The organism is Legionella pneumophila subsp. fraseri (genome assembly GCF_000586315.1).
GTDB classification, from domain to species: Bacteria; Pseudomonadota; Gammaproteobacteria; order Legionellales; family Legionellaceae; genus Legionella; species Legionella pneumophila_B.
Genome location: NZ_JFIM01000031.1, coordinates 18,387 through 36,031, shown reverse-complemented (window position 1 = coordinate 36,031; position 17,645 = coordinate 18,387). Strand labels below are relative to the sequence as shown.

The window sequence follows — 17,645 nt, the reverse complement described above, 5'->3', positions numbered from 1 at the left end:
TTTGCGGATTTCTATTAGTTGAGTACGGACAAGTAGTTATTCAGAATTGTCAATCGCACTGAGAGTCTGAGATGCTATGTCTTCTATGATATCACTGTCAAAATAGTTGGTTAAAATGACAACAGTCAATTGCCGATCTGGAAAATAATAGTACTGACCTTGATATCCTGAGCTTGCTCCATTATGGGACCAGGCTATCTCCCCATCAATTTCTTCACGTCCTATCCCAAAACCATAATCATCTGGAAAGGTAAGCATCATTTTTAAATAACTTGAAGATAAAAGTATTTTATCTTTTAACAATGCCTGGACAAAGAGATTAATATCTTCAGCTGTGCTAATTATTCCGCCATCAGCTAAGCCGAAACCATCATCATAGTCTGTTACGTCAACCACTTTACCATCTTCCAGAGTATAGCCATGTGTTGACAAATAATGATGGTCATCATCAAATTCTTGTTTTTCTATATAAGTATTTTTGAGATGAAGAGGTTTCAGGATGTATTCCTTAATTGATTCAGCATAGGATTCTCCTGTCAAGTTTTCAATAATTAATTGCAGTAGCAAATAATTAGTATTGCTGTACTCATAATCTTTTCCCGGCTTAAAGTTAGGCTTTTGATCGTAGACTAATTTAATGCATTCCTCAGGTGTCCATTCCTTGTCTACCATAGTATCAGTGAGATCACTGTAAGAAGCATAATCCGTATAATTAGGAATACCACTACGCATTTGCAGTAATTGTTGAACTGTTACCTCATCTCCATTCGGTATGCGTTCAATATCTATACTATCTGGTAATAAGTCTGCAATATTATCATCAAGATTTAACTGTTTATCTGCAACCAGTTTTAAGACAGTTACAGCCAAAAAGGTTTTACTCATGCTGGCAAGACGAAAACTGTCCATAATATTCATTGGAGTTTTATTGTCCTTATCGGCAAACCCTGCCGCGACAGAAATTGTGCCTATGTCTGGACTTGATATCAGTAATACAGCTCCGGGAGTTAATGAGTCTGCGAGATTGTTTTTTAATATGGTGTGTAATTGCTTGGTCAGGGAAGGGCTTGCAAAAGCAAATGGACAATTATTAAAGATAATAAAAATGAAAAAAACATAAATCAATTTCCAATTGCACGCATAACAGCTCATTGCTACTCCAATATGGCAAGGGATTTCTCACCCAACAATTGAGCGATATCTTAATTCTAGCTGATTTCAGGACAATTTCTTTACTTCCTGTGTAACATAGAGTGTTCTTCCAAGTTCAAGATGAATCAAGGCGTACAAAAGGCGATGTCTTGATTTTTATTTGTGTCTTCGTCATAGTGCGAAACCCAGGTTAGCCAATGGCCGCAAGATATAACAAGAATTTTTTACATAACCTCTCGTTTACTTTATCTCAAGGAGTATGAATACATGGTCAACAAGATTTGCCTGAGTTTCGCACTATTAATTAGCGTACCTTCGATTTTATTGGCAGAAGACAAGCTGATTTTTGCTGTGGATATTATTCGTCATGGTGACAGAACGCCGATTGTTGCTTTGCCTACTGTAAATTACCAATGGCAAGAGGGGCTTGGCCAGCTTACGGCAGAAGGTATGCAACAAGAATACAAAATGGGCATGGCATTTCGCAAAAAATATGTTGAAGAGTCACATTTGTTACCTGAGCACTATGAATACGGAACCATCTATGTCCGCTCTACGGATTATGCACGAACCTTGATGAGCGCTCAGTCATTGTTAATGGGGTTATATCCACCTGGAACTGGACCAACAACTCCTTCAGGTACTTCTGCTTTACCTTATGCTTTTCAGCCTATTCCAGTATTTAGCGCACCGTCCAAATACGATGAAGTTATCATTCAGCAGGTAGATCGTAAGGAACGGGAAAAGCTAATGGAGCAATATGTTTTTTCTACCAGGGAGTGGCAACAAAAAAATAATGAATTGAAAGAGAAATACCCATTATGGAGCCGTCTGACTGGTATTAAGATTGATAATCTGGAGGATCTGGAAACAGTTGGTCATACCTTATATATTCATCAAATCCATAATGCTCCTATGCCGGAAGGATTAACTCCTAGCGATATTGAAACGATTATCAATTCCGCTGAGTGGGCTTTTATGGCGCAAGAGAAACCTCAACAAATAGCGAGTGTCTATAGTTCAAAGCTGATGGCTAACATAACAAATTATCTTAATTCCGGAAGCTTGCAAAAATCTAAACTAAAATATGTTTTACTTTCTGCCCATGATACTACAATAGCCAGTGTATTGAGCTTTTTAGGCGCTCCTTTGGAAAAGTCTCCCCCTTATGCCTCAAATGTTAATTTTTCTCTCTACGATAATGGAGCAAATTATTACACAGTAAAAATTACCTATAATGGCAATCCGGTTCCTATTCCAGCGTGTGGTGGTTCAGTTTGTGAGTTACAACAGCTTATAAATTTGGTGAATGATTCTAAAAATTCAGTGTGATTACTCATCGTAGCGGTATCTGACCGGGGTGAGTGAGTCTAACGGCCTCAAACTATCTGTTGTTACAAGGGGGCTACAGCAACTGGTTTGAGCCAATTCGCGATATAGCCCATTTTTCTTAAGTTAAGATTATCTTAATGTTTTTGTTTTATAATTAATCACTGTTTGAAAAAAATTATCACTAAATTGGGAAGAGTTATGTCTAAATTAAGAGCACTGGAAAAAGAAGCGAATGAATTGGCTCTCATTCTTGATCAGGCCCTGTTGAGTCAGTCAACAGAAGTTAAAAGGAGAGCATTATCTCAATTTGAAAATTCAGAATTAATACAAAACAAAGATCAATTACGGGTTTTTATTGACCCAGAGCACCCTATTGTGAGCTTAATTATACTTGCTACAAAGACCTTGCCTGAAAAAATAGAAAATCTGCAAAAAAAAGTGCGTTTGCTCGAGCTCCAATTGGCTGCTGAAAATGAGGAAACCCTTGATGAATCCATTTCAGATTCTGAAAGTGTTGATTATGATAACGGTATTGATGGAGAGAATGTTGTTCCTGTGACCGTTACTCATCAAGAACCTGTCAGTGAGCCTGACACAAGATCGGTGGCCATTGCACGATTGAGAGAAGCGTTGAAACCTTATATCGATTCTACTCAAGAAAGGACATATGAACATTATTATGGAATGGCTGGAACACTGTTCAGTTTTTTTGGAGCGGCAGGTTACAGTAAGACAGACAAACTAAACGCTATCACCAAATTATTTCAAAATCTTGAAACGGAAGGAGCTGAGCCACTCAATGATACGGATAGAGATATACTGACTACAGGAGTACTTGGCACTACCATTATGCCGTTGTTAGAAGATGAGCATATTGGTAATGAATTGAAAGATTTGCTATCGATAAAAACCGATAATGTGAATACAATTTAAAAACTCATATTTGATCAGGTGTTTTCCTGTTCATTCGATGTCGGATCAACGATCCGACATCTTAGGCAAAATTCCTGACATATAAAAATCTCTTAACGAGATTCGATTTTAAAGCGTATCTTTTTATCTGGGCTTTTAAGTTATTGATTTTAGATCAAATAGTTAAGCCTATTTAAGGGTAAGAACAGACTGCTCAAGGCCATGTTCTGGATTGTCCTCGGAAAATGCTTTGGAGTTTGCGTTTCGTGCAAAATGTAATGCTAAATATCCACCTACCAAAGGTATCAAGTAGCTCAAAAGTCCTATGGAATTATATACCATAGTGTATAAACTAGTTTCAACTTCACATGCGTCAACGGTACCACCCCATCGAGGAGGTTCTCCCCAATAGTATTTATAGCAATCTGTTCTAAACGCATCTGGGTTTTTATCTAAACCTACTTCTCTGGGAAACCATTCAAAAAAAGTGCCCATAATTTCCATTCTCCTGAATATATTAATTCTTATCATTCTTTGATGCTTGATACACACAACCAGCTATCCCATTTCCATATGAAAATAAGCACTTACCGCCCTGATAAAAATCAGTTTGTTATAAATAGTTGCTGGAGGAGCCATCAGCATATACCGAAACAAATGTTAGAGCAATATTAATAAAAAAGCGTTAAATAGACAGGGTGTTAAATTTTCGCCATAGAGCAGATGATCACCGTTTCATTTCGTTACATAATGGGGATATATGAAATAATTATAACGACTGTTAGTGCGCATTTAAATAAAACATTTATAGATTCTCTAATTAATTTTATACTAAACAGGTACAACATAATTAAACAAAATTGGCCTAAGCCTTATGTTTTAGGAAGTGCTTTATACAAGCTACCAAGAGGAGTATATTTTATAAGACACGCTCACGGTTGGTTCAGGAATAGAAACAATACATATCAACGGACTCCAGAGAAGCTTTGTAGAGCAGGAATCGTAATTTGATTAAGACATTTATCGATAAAAAAATGCAGCTGCTATTCAGTTGTCTTATTTTTTTTATCTTCACTACTCATGCTAAAGCATTTGAAACACGTGATGTATGGGATGTTTTGCGCAGTGAATTTAAGATGAATCATGAAATCCATCGCCCAGAGGTTCAAGATCAAATACGCTGGCTGCTGGATCATCCTGGCTTTGTGACCAAGGTCTGTAAACAGGCTGAGCCCTATCTCTATCATGTAACTCGAGAAATACAAAGACGAAATTTACCAGGTGAGCTGGCATTACTCCCAATGATAGAAAGTGCTTACGACCCTTTTGCTTATTCAAAAGTTGGTGCTGCAGGTTTATGGCAAATAATGCCAGTGACGGGAAATCAATTAGGATTAATACAGGATTGGTGGTTTGATGGAAGACGAAGTATTAATCATTCAACTGACGCAGCCCTGACTCACTTGATGCACTTAAATAAAGTGTTTAACGGAAACTGGATACTCTCCATCGCAGCTTACGATGCTGGCGAAGGAGCCATAGGCAGAGCTGTAAAAGCAAATAACCCTAAGGGGGGTAGTGTCAGCTTTTGGAATCTGGATGTACCTAAAGAAACACAAGTTTATGTCCCCCGATTTTTAGCTCTGGCTGAAATCATGAGCAACCCTCGAGCTTATAAAATAAATCTGCCTGCAATACCATTTCGACCTTATTTTGAAGAGGTGAATATTGGCAGTCAAATTGACTTGAATCATGCGGCCAGTTTAGCGGGCATTTCGGTTAATGAATTAACCAAATTAAATCCGGGCTATAATAGATGGGCTACAGCACCCTATAAGCCCTTCACTTTGCTTATTCCTATAGCAAAAGTGACTCAATTTTATTTCAATTTATCCCGTTCACCTGTCGATAAACGAGTGAGCTGGAGAAAACATCTCGTCCTTCCGAGGGATAGCTTACAAAGTATTGCCAGACAATACCATACGACAGCTTCATTAATAAAAAAATTAAATCGTCTGCCAGATGGCTCCATACGACCCAATCAGGTCTTGTTAATTCCGAGTACCAAGAATACTCCTGTATTACCGTTCCATGAAATTTCAAAGTCAAAGTTCTTAAGGCAGACGCCAATAAAAGGTAAAGTGTACAGAGTCATACATATTGTCCAACCCAATGAAACGTATCATACACTCGAAAGGCTTTATAAAGTGACATCTCAAGATATTGTGAAATGGAATCATATTGGCGCAGGAGTAGCATTGGTAAAGGGTCAGCAGTTAATTATTTGGAAAAAATCAAGCGATCTTAAATAGAACAGCGCTTTCGAAAAAACTGATTTTCGTGCTTTACTCGAAAATTTAAATACCCATTATATATAGCAATTTTCACAATAACCAACTAATGATGCAGATTATACACAGAGTTTGCACCAAAATATTCGTTGTAGATATGAAGGTAGGAACCATCTTTTTCCATCTCCAATAAAATGCGATTGATTTTATCAATCAACGCCGATTGGTTTTTAAGAGCTATGATCCCATAGCCGCTTCCTATCGGTATTTTATCGCCAATCAATTTTAATTGATTGTCTTCAGCCGGGTTTAGATTGTTCACGATGAATCGTGACGCTTGATAGTTGATTAAGATGGCATCAATTTCTTTTGCTGTTAGTGCATTAACTAATTCTGCAGGATCTGTGAACTCTATAAGAGTATTGGTAGTTTGGTATTTTTTTAAAAGAGGAGATTGATGAAAATTAATCTTAAAGAAACCAATTTTTTTAAAATTGATATCATTCAAGGTATTAATTGAGTTGTTTTTTAATGTTAGAAACTGACCATCACTGGTTAAGTACGGTAAGCTGTACCGATAGTTGTCAGGTAATGATGTCGTGATAGGGGTTGAACTAAAAACAATATCAAAAGTACCTCGATCCAAGCCTTTTAACTCACCTTCATTAGTAATAGGTATGTATTCGCATTTTTCTTGCAAACGGTTGCATATTATATTCATCAAGGCGACTACGAAACCATAATAGTGATTCGCTTTGTCTGATTTTGATGAAAAAGGAGGGGCAAATTGTAAAATACCTACCTTGAGTGATTCACTATGAACAAGAAAATTGCTTATAAACAAAAGTATAAATACTATCCGTTTCATAAATTGGGTCTCTTGTTAATCTGGTCCATTTTTAATAAGAGAAGTTATCTTTTTTAATTATAGGGCAATAGTTTTCATTTTGGATCGGTTTTATTTTAGTGAAATAAAATATTGTTAGCTGCGCAATCAAGAGGTTTTTCAAGGTAGGGCTTGGAATGGATTGGGCAGTATCCGATTTAGAGATGTCGTCAAATGCAGGTCACTGCCCTCTCATCTATTTTCCAGCTTATAGATTACAATAAGAAAAATCCTGTTCGTCTTTGTGATCAAATAAAAATGGTTTTATTACAAGGTCACTAATTGTTTTTAGATCTTCCATCATGATTTTTTTTGCACAGAAATTAATGGTGTACTTGATTAAAATTTCTGAATCCTTTTTGCCAAGCTCAGGATGCTCCTCTTCTGAAATATCAGACATTAGAGTTGAAAATTTGTGGCTTTTAGTTATCCCGCTTAAATAGCTTTTTGCTACGGGCTGATGTCTTTTCAGTTGATCCTGGTAGTAGCCTAGAATGACCTGGAGGTATTCTTTCAACAAACAAACATCACCGTATAAAAAAGGGTAAGGTTCATTATTTTCTACTGCCTGCTTGAGGCGATCATAACGAGCTTCCAGATCCTGAAGGAATTCTTGATTGTTACTTACTTTGGGGTTGAACTTGTGATGAGAAAGAAGAGTACTGCTTTTAACATTAAACAATTGCTGAAAATTAAAGATAAGCTTTGAAATTTTTTCAAGATAATCTGTTGTGCATAATATTTGATAGGCTTCCTGGCTGGTTAATGGAATTGTTTTAGAAAACAGTTTCATACGCATGATGTGATCTCTGGTTGATTTAGATTTAATTTAAATCTAAATGATTAAAATTCTGCATTATATAACATTGGGTTAGATAAATAAATAAACATAATGATTTTTTTATGTTCTTTTTGGCTTTTGTAATTTTAGCTGCTGGTTGCATAACCAATCCTAGCCATTTTGCTCTAGTGAGCATGGATAAATTATTCATTTAAATCAATGATATATCAAATATTTGGCTGAATTTTTTTCTGTTTACTCTATACTAAATAAATCGATTCCAACAAGAGTTTGTATCTATGATTCTAAAGCCGGGAAAGTTATTGGTGGCTACTGCTTATCCGGATCCACCGTTTGATATTGAACAAGGTGATGGTTTTGATAGTGATTTAATAAAAGAAATTTGTCGAATTTTAAATTTGCAGCTAGTCCAGATCAAATATGAGGGAGAAAATTTTAATGATATTTTTTCAGGATTGGCTAATAAAGAATACGATGTTGTCATTTCAGGAACGACCATCACACCAAACCGCTCAAAGCAAGTGCTTTTTTCGAACTCCTATCTAGAGTTTAATCAAGGTATCGCAGTTAATACTGAATTAAAGCCAAATGTTTCTTCTTTTTGTGATTTGAAAGGTTTGGTTGCTGGTATACAGAAAGGGAATACCTCAGACGAAGTAGCTAAGGATTTATTACGTAAGAACATACTCAGCGATATTAAATATTATGCATACAATGAAATAGAATTGGCCATACAAGAGCTGGCTGCTGGTAAAATTGGTTTAGTCATTAAATTATATCCTGTTATTTCCTGTTTAATTCGAAACTATCCCAACCTGGCCGTTCCTTTGCAGGCTGAGACACATGAAAAACTTGGTATCGCGTTTGCTAAAGATAATTTTAAACTCCGAGATAAAGTCAATATTATCCTTGCCGATCTTGTGCAAAATGGCACTTTAAGTCGCTTGCAACATAAGTGGATACGTAACGCCTAGGGTAAATGAGGCCAATGTCAGTTACAACTCAGGAGATAACCTTATTTAAAGACAGGACTTACGATAAACCCCAATCTCTTTGTTAAAAAATGTTTTTAACTCGGTCATTTAGTTTATCTAAACTCCCTCATTAAAAACATTTTTTGCCTCGACCTTGGAGTTTTTCGTAAGTCCTGAAAGAATCTTATTTTTCTCGAATCGTGCTGCAAATATTTTTTTCAAATCCTCTTGAACTTTTATAGAGATAAGTTAATTATCAGGTTGAGCTCTAAAGATCCAATAGAGTGTTATTGGTGTACAAAAGGATTTATAACATGAAAATATTGAAAGCCACCGAAAAAAAATCGCAAAAACCCACTCCTAAAGAGAACAGAGCTTTAGCGCTTCAATTGGTACAAAATACTGAGCCGGATAGAACGTATTATCTGAGAAGTACTGTAGAAGGAATAGGGAATTTTCTTTCTACCCGCATCAGGGAGCTTTATAACACTTTAGCCATGACTTTTTCTTTAGACTCTATGGATTGGAGCAGTTTTAAAAAATACATTTGGCCAACTATATCTTCTGGGGCGGCATTGCTTCTTGGTGATTATCTAACCCGATCCATGAGCGAATATCAAACGGGAAGTCCGGAATATGATTTTATTTTTAAATTTCTTTTTGGTGCAGCGATATTAGGTTATTGTGCTTTAAACCGGATAACAGACAGGAAATTCACTTCCCAGGTTGAATTGTCTGCTGCTGTGGCTAGTGAGGTGATGGCAATAACTTACATGTACAGTTCCGTTTTTAAAGGGACTACCTATTTATTGAATGATAGTATTTCTGATGAATATTCATTAATTGCCGGGCTGGGAACCAGTGCCTTGCTTGTTCCCAGCGGGATTTCTTATCTAACACAAAAAATACAAGAGATTTTGGTGCGAATCCAATACAATCGAGGAGCACAGCGTTCGGATACAGCAGTGATTTCAAGCGGGCTTACACCGATATCCAATCTGTATTTTCAAATCAACCACTTTATCGCCAGCGAACTGATGATCAGTTCACGCGCATTTCAGCTGGGGCTCATTTCACACAATATTCGCTATGCGGATAGAATAATGCAGAAATTTCGTAACTTGCCTGCATTATTAGCAGATTTGGCGCCATCGACTATAAAAAAAATGCGCATCCAGCAACAAAAACTTGAGCATGATTACGAATACAATCATAAGTTACATCAGGTTTTACGATTTACTGCAGATGGTCCAATGTTTATAAGTATCCCAAGGTATCGATTACGCACAGGGGATTTGGTTTATTGTGATAGCAGTATCGATTTGGCTTGTGTACCGCTCTCTGGAGAGTTGGTTGCCCTAAAGCGAAATTTAAAAGGGGAGTTTACGCAAACGCTCGAGCAAAAAAAATTCAGCGTTAATCTTAAAGCCCAAAATGGGGAAGATGTTTGGATAGAACATGAAACCAAGCCTGCTTTTACTTCACATTATAACAAAGTGGATTTGCATGCAGTCAGAGACGGCAAACAGGCAGGGGTGTTGGTAGGTGATAAGTTAAACTTGTATGGTAATGACAATATTTTTATTCAAATTAAACCTGAAAAAGAACTTTTATTAAGCAGTAATTATGAGAAAAAAGCGGTCATTAATGAAATTATTGCCGAACGAAAACAAAGAAGTGTTTTATATTCTATTTTAGGCTCCATTATTATGGCGGCTTTTTTACAAAGGGATATTACTGCAATGCCTGCAGAAACCTTAAGGCTTATGTTTACACTCTTTCAAACTATGATTCCCTTTTCTGAAGCCTTTTTACGGGAAACTGTGAATAGCCGTTTGATGAAAAAATTGAATAGCAACCTGGGGGAACAACCTTTTGGGACCATAGACGCTCTTCGTGTGGTTGATTTATGTAATGCTCTTGGTGGTTATTATCGTGACAGATTTCCCAATGGTGTTGCCATTATTTCGGATAAAACCGGAACTCTTACAACGACAAGAATGGATGTATTGGGGTTATGGACTACTGATATGCTTCCTCAGGTACAGAAGACATTAAAGGAAAAAGAAGGCTTGCTCCTGCCAGAAGAAACACAATGGCTGCAATCGTTTGAAGTGTTTTGCAATGCTTTTACAAACAATAAAAAGGAATTGGAACCTGAAGAGCATGCCATTTTGGAATTATTCAAATCCTTATTGAATAATCAGCAATGTTTGGAAGTTGCTATTCATGGCAATAATCATTTTAAAAAAGTGATTACCATTAGAGAAACCCGGAAAGAAATTGAGACTTTTCATCTGGGGTTATACCGTACTTTTGGTGGACGCTTGACTCTGGTTCAGGATGGTTCAAATTATTATCTGGCCTTTTGTGGGGTTCCTAAACAAGAAGCATTTAAAGAAACTCCTTTATTAAAAGCCTATACCACTATGCAAAGTCGTACAGGTGTATTATCTCGTGATTGGTGTTTGGCTCGAGGTAAGCTCAGTGAACATGAGTTTGCTGCTCTAAAAGAATTATTTGGCAAGGATGATAAAAAGGAGATTGAGCATTTTATTTTGGAAAAGAGAATCTTACTCGAAAGTTTGGGGTATTACGGTACTTTTATTATTGATAATCCAGTAAAAAAAGGGGCAGAAAAATTTATTGCCCAATGTCGCGAAATATCCGTTCCAGTTTTTGTAGCAACAGGAGATACGACTAAAGCAGCAGAAAATATTGCCAAAGTATTGTGCCCGGCTAATGCAGGAAAAATTCTTACTCTGCGTGCTGATCAGGTTGATGAAAAAGGTATGGAACTTTTAAATGAAGAACATTATCCATCTGATTCCACAGTCATATTTTCAGGCATTAATGAAGCAATATTGACTAGATTCCAAAAACTAATGGATAGAGAGGGAGCAAAACGTCCTGTCATTATTTTTGCTGAAATGAGCACTGAGGGAAAAGGTATTTTAGCTCGTTATCTTAAGGAGCATCATTATTTTGTTGTCGCCAATGGAGATGGTACCAATGATGTCATGATGATGAAAAACTCGAATGTGGTGATAGCTCATCATTCAGATGATGGAACTTTTGCTCCAGGTGTGGATGGTTTATCCAATATTAGTGAGGAGCAGCTAAGACGGTTGTTTGGTTCCCAGAAAACTTTTTATGAACTGTTTGACATTAATCTACCCAAAAGTCTGTTTGTTCAAAAATTTGCTCCTCTAGCCAACTCGCAGGAAAAACCAACCATGGCTCTGGCGCTCAAAAGTGGAAAAATGACGTTTGATTTGGCTAAAACAGTCGGAGCAGATGTCACAGAAATGAATCAGCAGCATTGGTATAGTGTCGTTTTTGACTTATTGTGGTTGTGGATTGCTTTTTATGAGATAAATGAAAGTTCCGATTTGCCAATGGATAATCGGAACATTAATGCTTCAAGATTGATTTCCAATACTATGGGGATTGCTTTGATAATTGCTGTTTTTCAATCCCTGGCCAATTATGCTCTGTTTAATGAATCTACAAACTTAAGCACTATGCTGCTTATGTTAACTTTTTTGCCTTTCATTCTTAAAAGTGTTTTTTCAGGCTTTAGAATGGTTCAGGATAGTTTGTACCCAAAGGTGGAAATAACAGAAGTTGACGACGAGGAAGAGACAAGTTCTAATAGATCCATTTTGAGTTATTTTGGAACTTTTTTTTCACGCAAGCCTGCAAAGGAATTAGAAGGTTTAAATAATGCCCCTGCATTAAAATAGCTCCCTTGCATAACGGGGCTGTTTTATTTTGTCGCTCGGTCGTAAATAGTTCTGTGATGCTTATTGACCTCATGCAAACTGTGCTTTTTTAATTTTAAAGATAATCATACAGTTTCTTATGATTGATTTTTCCACTATTGGTCAAGGGCATCTCATCAATAAAGTATATTTTTGCAGGTATTTTATATTGAGCAATTTGCTCAAATAAGAAAGAATATAATTCTTCTCTTGTCAATTGGTTACTCTTTTTCACGACTACAAAAGCAATTGGTACTTCTCCTTCCTTCTTGTCAGGTACACCAATCACAGCTGCTGCGCTAATCGATGGATGTTTATAAATGGCTGCTTCCACTTCTCCCGGCATAATATTGGAGGTATTGCGGATAATAATGTTTTTAATCCGACCCTTATAATAAAAATTACCTTTCTCGTCCTGTGCTCCGTAATCCCCTGTTTTAAACCAGCCCTTTATGAATGCTTCGCGGGTTTCTTCAGGATTATTCCAATAACTATGCATCACCATATCGCCTTTTACCTGGATTTCTCCTGTTTCACCACAAGGTACTTCCTCTCCATTTGCGTTCACAAGACGTAATGTGACTCCTGGTACTGGTTTGCCAATACAGGATTTTTGAGTCAAATCAGGGGTTCTGCAGACAGTTAACCAAATGGCTTCAGTCATTCCATAACCCACTTGAATTGGTTTACCAGAACAAGCCAGAAATTTGTCCTGGACTGCTACGGGTAGTGCATCTCCACCTGTATAAATTCCGCGAAATGATTGAAACGTTTCTGTATTACAGCGTCCAGAGTCTAATAATTTTATATAGGTATCAATGTGATGTACGGCGAGTGTTGGCTTTTCATGTCGCACGGTCACAAGATACCAATCCATATCAAAACCATCATGAACTAACGCGGTACCTTCTCGTGATAATGTAGAGAATGTTTCGATAAATCCACTTACATGGCATTGTGGCTCACAAATTATCATTTTGTCTTCAGCCGTAATGTTTTCCATTGCCAATGAAGTCGAGTCAAGCATCGCTTCAATGGAAGAAAGCGTATGAACAACTCCTTTGGGTTCTCCCGTTGAACCGGAGGTATAAAAAATTACTGCAGGCGCTTTATAATTTATGTGATGTTTTGGGCAATTCGCTGGTGCACTTAATAATTCATTAAAAGATAAATAGGGATGATTATGAGCTTCACCTAGCACAAAAATTTTTTTAATTCCCGTCGCTGACCAATTGATTTTCTTTAACAAAAATAACTTCTTTGCTTCGATAATTAAATAAATTGGTTGGGCATCTTGCAATACCTTTTCAAACTCAGGTGGGGCATAGCGTCGATTAACAGGCATTGCTATGCATCCTGATTGAAAACAGGCCAGGTAAATGGCTATGATTTCAAGGCTATTGGGCAGCATAAAAGCAATGCGGTTTCCTGAAAGTGCTGCATTTTGAAAGTGAGATGCAATACGATTTACAGTATCAAACAATTTCCCATAGGATATGGGTTTGCCTGTAATAGTCATAGAACATTTTTTCATATCGCATTCGATCTCTGAAAAAATAAGCCGTTCTATTCCTCTTTTAATCATGATGTTTGCCTGCTTGATTTGTTACTTTTTATATTATGGGTAATATTCCAGCTTTTTGCAGTCCATTTTTCAGCATATCTTAAAAACTCCAAAACATCTCGAATGTATTCTTTATTTTAATGCTTAATTGTTATTAATATAACCTTAATGTTTTTATAATAGACTATAATGGTTTTATATTGGACAGCACGAAGCTAATGGAAAGTTTCTTTCAAAATCAAGAGGATTCCCGTTGATCATTATAAAGCACTCACAATTGAGCAAAGTAAAACAACCTTGCATTTAAAATAATAAAAAAGCAGATTGTATATAATTTTTCTCTAATTTTTAAGATAAGCTAATTGAGTATGACTAATGCCTACTGGAATCGTTTTAAGTTCACAATCCCCTGAAACCACAAGCATCTTTCCTCGTCGAGGAGGAACTGCTGCTGGAATAAACCATGTGACTGGTTTTCCTATTATTAAAATGCATAGGGATGCCCAGGCTCGTCCTGACGAGCGAAAATACTTTAATCAAATTAAAGATGGCAGTTTGGTTTTCATTACCGGACATAGCAATACTACTCTGGATCATCTTACCGGTGATTATGTCCCCCCATTAGCGACTCCGATTCAGCCAATGAGTACCGATTGGACCTATAAACAGTTTAGAGACCTGATTCTGAAGAATGGAAATCTCAAGGCAGGTGATACGATAACGATAGTTCTCTGGGCATGTAATGCTGGTGAGGGTGGTCTAAGTAGTGGGGCAGCTTTATTGGGGCGCTTGTTCAGGGAAAAACAAATCAATACAAGGATTATTGCTTCAGCAGCAACTACTATGCGATTTGATGGTCATTATTCCCCAACTCTAGAGGGAACTCCAGCTATGGAGTTTGTAACAGAGAATGGTAGTAAAGACATCCGTATTTTTGATTTTACCGAGGAAGCAACGATCGAATCGAAAAATAAAGGGCGTCTTTATGTTACCAATAATGGGATTGAAGGTTATAACTTGTACAGTCGTAAACAACTAGAATCTCTGGAAAGTGAAAAAATATATAAAGTGATGGAGGAAATATTTGTTGACCGACATTACAAGGAAAACATCAGAACTGCTGAAGAAGTAAATCAATACTTTTCCAAGTCCAGCACAGACTTTATATTGCGCTGGAGTTCAGCCAATGAGTCTGATACTGAAAATAAGTATGTCTTCATTGCAGCATCTTTTCAAGCTTCTGATGGAATTCATAGCATTCGCTATGGAATAAACAAGAATGGAGAACTTTTTTCAATTAATACGACTAACAACAAAGTCACGCCAATTGACATTTTACCTCAGGGTATAATAGCTACTCTGACACAACACATTACTGAAAATGAAGAATTGGTAGAGAAATCACTTCATGGGCAGTCAACCCAAGAAAATCCGGATTTATTAATGTTTGTTACTCCTTTGCAAGTCCAGGAATCACTTAAATCTCATAGAGAAACAATAAAGAAAAAACATGAAAAGAAACCCAGATTGAGTCACGGCGAAACTACTGCTGTACAAAAAACAAGACAGCATGTATCTGAACCATCTGGAGAAAAAGAAGAACCCAAAATGGATTTAAGTAAAAGGCAACGAATACCCGTTGTTCGGGGAGCACGGCCTCAGGAACGTAGACACGAGTTCTTTAGCGATTCCCCCAAAAAGACAGCTGAACACAACAAAATAGAGAAAGATAAAACGACATCGCCTTCGCGAAATCCAACCAAGGGAGGCTAGCTGGCAAGCAAAGTGTTGTTGGTGTTGATTAAGACTATGCCATTTTGACACAAGAATTAGTGGGTGTATTTTGATATGGTGTGATAGAGGGTTTTCAGTCAATTGTTACAGATTAAAAATAATTAATCCTACAGCGTATAAACTTTCACTTTATGAACTCTTCCTTTGATAGAAATTTCTCCTAACTCTATAAATTGAAACATCGTATGGTCTGTTGCAATATACGTGTATTCACTGATTAGGATATCTGTGTTGAGTTTTTTGGTGGCACTTTCTATTCGGGAAGCCAAATTGACAGTATCGCCAATAGCTGTGTATTCCATATGTATATCGGTTCCAATATTCCCGACAATGGCACTGCCTGTATTGATACCAATACCAATTTGTATTTCAGTGCCTAATATTTTTGCCCAATCGGCATTGAGTGATTTCATCGCTTCTCGCATTTTTAATGAGGCATGGATAGCATGGTCTTCTTGATAGGCGTCATCATCAGGTGAACCGAAAATCGCTAAAAAACCATCTCCAAGATACTTATCCAATATTCCATGTTGCGAGGTAATAGCTTCTATCATTTTCTCAAAAAAATGATTTAAAAAATCGACTACCAATTCAGGTTTTATACGCTCCGAAATGGTTGTGAAATCGCGTATATCACAGACCATAATTGTGACCTTACGTCTCTCGCTAAATACTTGCGGTAACTCGCCGGATTTCACAATTTTTTCTGCTAAAGCATGAGAAATAAAACGTGTTAAGCTTACTTGCAGCATGTTACGCTGTCTCAATCCTTCAGTCATTTCATTGATTACTCGACCCACTTCCGCGAATTCATCTTTTGTCCTAATGTCGAGATGCTGTTCAAGATCACCTTGGGCAATATTTTTGAGTGCGGTTGTAATTTTTAATAAGGGTTTATTAAACCACTGAAAAAGTAACCAACCTAAAAACATGGCAAATAAAAATGTTGAGATAAAGACGGCAATACCTGAGTACAGCAAGAAATGAAATCTTTGGTTAACCGAACCGGCGTCTACGTCCACCCGGATATTTCCAAGGTATTTCCCTTGCGCGTCTTTTATTGGATATAAAGCGGTCAGCCATTTACCCCAGATGTCTTCAACAAATTCGGGAAGAACGACAGGAGACTCATAATTTACATTAATTGTTTGCCCTGATTCAGTCTTAAGTTTCATGACTGTGCCCAATTCGGTTTTATCTATAATGTTTTCTTCAGGATCTACAGCAAATCGAAGTACCTTGGGATTATTAGAGTCGGGAAATAAACTATATATGAAATTGACATAAACATCTTTACGGCGATTTGCGTTACGTACTTCAAGAAGTTTTTTTTCAAGATCTTTGTAAAGAGGTGAGTTTGCAGACGTATCCAGATTAAATTTCTGAATATCCTCCGGATTCATCAGAACGGCTGTTGCCGCAGCTATGGATAAAGCGGATGAGCCTACTTCTTTGTATACTGTTTCTTTACCATATTGATAAGATAAAAACAGAAATATGCCGTTAGTAATAATTACAATGAGCAGCAAGCCAAGAAATAACTTAGTTCGAAATTTCATTATTTATCTACCATGAGCAGATTAATTATAAGTATTGGATAAAGGCCATGAGAAGTAAAGACTACAGATTTCTGGAGATCTTTACCAATCTCCAGAATGACGTGGTTTTGGATACAATAATACTTCCCAAAAATATAATTTAATTAAGACAGGATAATGATTATTTGGGGCCATTGGAGCCAGGAACAAGCCAATCATATATCGCAGCAGCACCTGTCACTGTATTATTAAAAGCATTTTCGATTTCAGCCTCACTGGCTCCACGCTGCTGGAAGAGACCGAGTCGCGTCACTGAATTTTCAACTGGCCGTTTACTTTCCCCTACTTCGTGAGAAGCATAAAGTACTGCGGAAGTAGCGAATATGGATGCAAACAATCCCCATCTCGAATCGGCATAATAAAATGGCCATAAAAGCAGGTTTGTTATTCCTACCACTATCCCTGCTTTTTTCAGCTCTTCTCCACTTGGTTCATTTTTTTTTGGCATATTAATTCCTTTTTAGACAAAATTTCAGTTCAAACTATATTCCAGATAATAAAAATTGCAAGCAAAATTAATAGAATAGATGAATCATCTTGCTAACTTCATGGAATGGAAAATCAGATTTGCTGTTG

Annotated in this window: 13 protein-coding genes; 6 read left to right on the top strand and 7 right to left on the bottom strand. The window is 37.0% G+C overall.

Annotated features, from left to right (window positions below; translation table 11 throughout):
- Window positions 1–36: 36 nt before the first annotated feature.
- Window positions 37–1,152 carry a serine hydrolase domain-containing protein gene (locus tag CC34_RS0108045; protein ID WP_027227701.1) on the bottom strand — a complete coding sequence of 372 codons (1,116 nt, stop codon included), beginning with the start codon at window positions 1,150–1,152 and terminating at the stop codon, window positions 37–39.
- Between the two features lie 267 nt (window positions 1,153–1,419).
- Between CC34_RS0108045 and CC34_RS0108040 the strand changes: the two genes are divergently transcribed.
- Window positions 1,420–2,484 carry a histidine phosphatase family protein gene (locus tag CC34_RS0108040; RefSeq protein WP_028379379.1) on the top strand — a complete coding sequence of 355 codons (1,065 nt, stop codon included), beginning with the start codon at window positions 1,420–1,422 and terminating at the stop codon, window positions 2,482–2,484.
- 198 nt (window positions 2,485–2,682) lie between these two features.
- Window positions 2,683–3,417, top strand: coding sequence for a Dot/Icm T4SS effector Ceg19 (ceg19, locus tag CC34_RS0108035; RefSeq protein ID WP_028379378.1), 735 nt, complete (start codon window positions 2,683–2,685; stop codon window positions 3,415–3,417).
- A 168-nt stretch (window positions 3,418–3,585) separates the two neighbouring features.
- Here ceg19 and CC34_RS01000000116245 read toward each other — a convergent pair whose 3' ends face one another.
- Window positions 3,586–3,891, bottom strand: a complete 306-nt coding sequence (locus CC34_RS01000000116245; RefSeq protein WP_231957872.1) for a hypothetical protein — start codon at window positions 3,889–3,891, stop codon at window positions 3,586–3,588.
- A gap of 512 nt (window positions 3,892–4,403) precedes the next feature.
- Here CC34_RS01000000116245 and CC34_RS0108020 point away from each other — a divergent pair.
- Window positions 4,404–5,708, top strand: coding sequence for a transglycosylase SLT domain-containing protein (locus tag CC34_RS0108020; protein ID WP_028379376.1), 1,305 nt, complete (start codon window positions 4,404–4,406; stop codon window positions 5,706–5,708).
- Window positions 5,709–5,793: 85 nt separating this feature from the next.
- Here the strand turns inward: CC34_RS0108020 and CC34_RS0108015 are convergent, their stop codons facing one another.
- On the bottom strand, window positions 5,794–6,555 hold the full coding sequence (locus tag CC34_RS0108015; protein ID WP_028379375.1) for a transporter substrate-binding domain-containing protein: 762 nt from the start codon (window positions 6,553–6,555) through the stop codon (window positions 5,794–5,796).
- A 226-nt stretch (window positions 6,556–6,781) separates the two neighbouring features.
- Window positions 6,782–7,372, bottom strand: a complete 591-nt coding sequence (locus CC34_RS0108010; protein ID WP_027227707.1) for a lpg1124 family Dot/Icm T4SS effector — start codon at window positions 7,370–7,372, stop codon at window positions 6,782–6,784.
- A gap of 281 nt (window positions 7,373–7,653) precedes the next feature.
- Here CC34_RS0108010 and CC34_RS0108000 point away from each other — a divergent pair, with 281 nt between their 5' ends.
- On the top strand, window positions 7,654–8,349 hold the full coding sequence (locus CC34_RS0108000) for an ABC transporter substrate-binding protein (protein ID WP_028379374.1): 696 nt from the start codon (window positions 7,654–7,656) through the stop codon (window positions 8,347–8,349).
- Window positions 8,350–8,663: 314 nt separating this feature from the next.
- Window positions 8,664–12,095, top strand: coding sequence for a cation-translocating P-type ATPase (locus CC34_RS0107995; protein WP_028379373.1), 3,432 nt, complete (start codon window positions 8,664–8,666; stop codon window positions 12,093–12,095).
- A gap of 94 nt (window positions 12,096–12,189) precedes the next feature.
- Here CC34_RS0107995 and CC34_RS0107990 read toward each other — a convergent pair whose 3' ends face one another.
- Window positions 12,190–13,698: a class I adenylate-forming enzyme family protein gene (locus CC34_RS0107990; RefSeq protein ID WP_028379372.1), complete on the bottom strand. Its 1,509-nt coding sequence runs from the start codon at window positions 13,696–13,698 to the stop codon at window positions 12,190–12,192.
- 354 nt (window positions 13,699–14,052) lie between these two features.
- Here CC34_RS0107990 and CC34_RS0107985 point away from each other — a divergent pair, with 354 nt between their 5' ends.
- A complete protein-coding gene (locus CC34_RS0107985; protein WP_028379371.1) occupies window positions 14,053–15,450 on the top strand; it encodes a hypothetical protein in 1,398 nt (465 codons plus the stop codon).
- 128 nt (window positions 15,451–15,578) lie between these two features.
- On the opposite strand, the gene CC34_RS0107980 is transcribed toward CC34_RS0107985, so the two are convergent.
- Together CC34_RS0107980 and CC34_RS0107975 are read right to left on the bottom strand one after the other, a co-directional pair.
- Entirely contained in the window at window positions 15,579–17,030 is a 1,452-nt protein-coding gene (locus CC34_RS0107980; protein ID WP_027227712.1) for an adenylate/guanylate cyclase domain-containing protein, read from the bottom strand.
- 160 nt (window positions 17,031–17,190) lie between these two features.
- Window positions 17,191–17,517 carry a hypothetical protein gene (locus tag CC34_RS0107975; RefSeq protein WP_027227713.1) on the bottom strand — a complete coding sequence of 109 codons (327 nt, stop codon included), beginning with the start codon at window positions 17,515–17,517 and terminating at the stop codon, window positions 17,191–17,193.
- Window positions 17,518–17,645 lie beyond the last annotated feature (128 nt).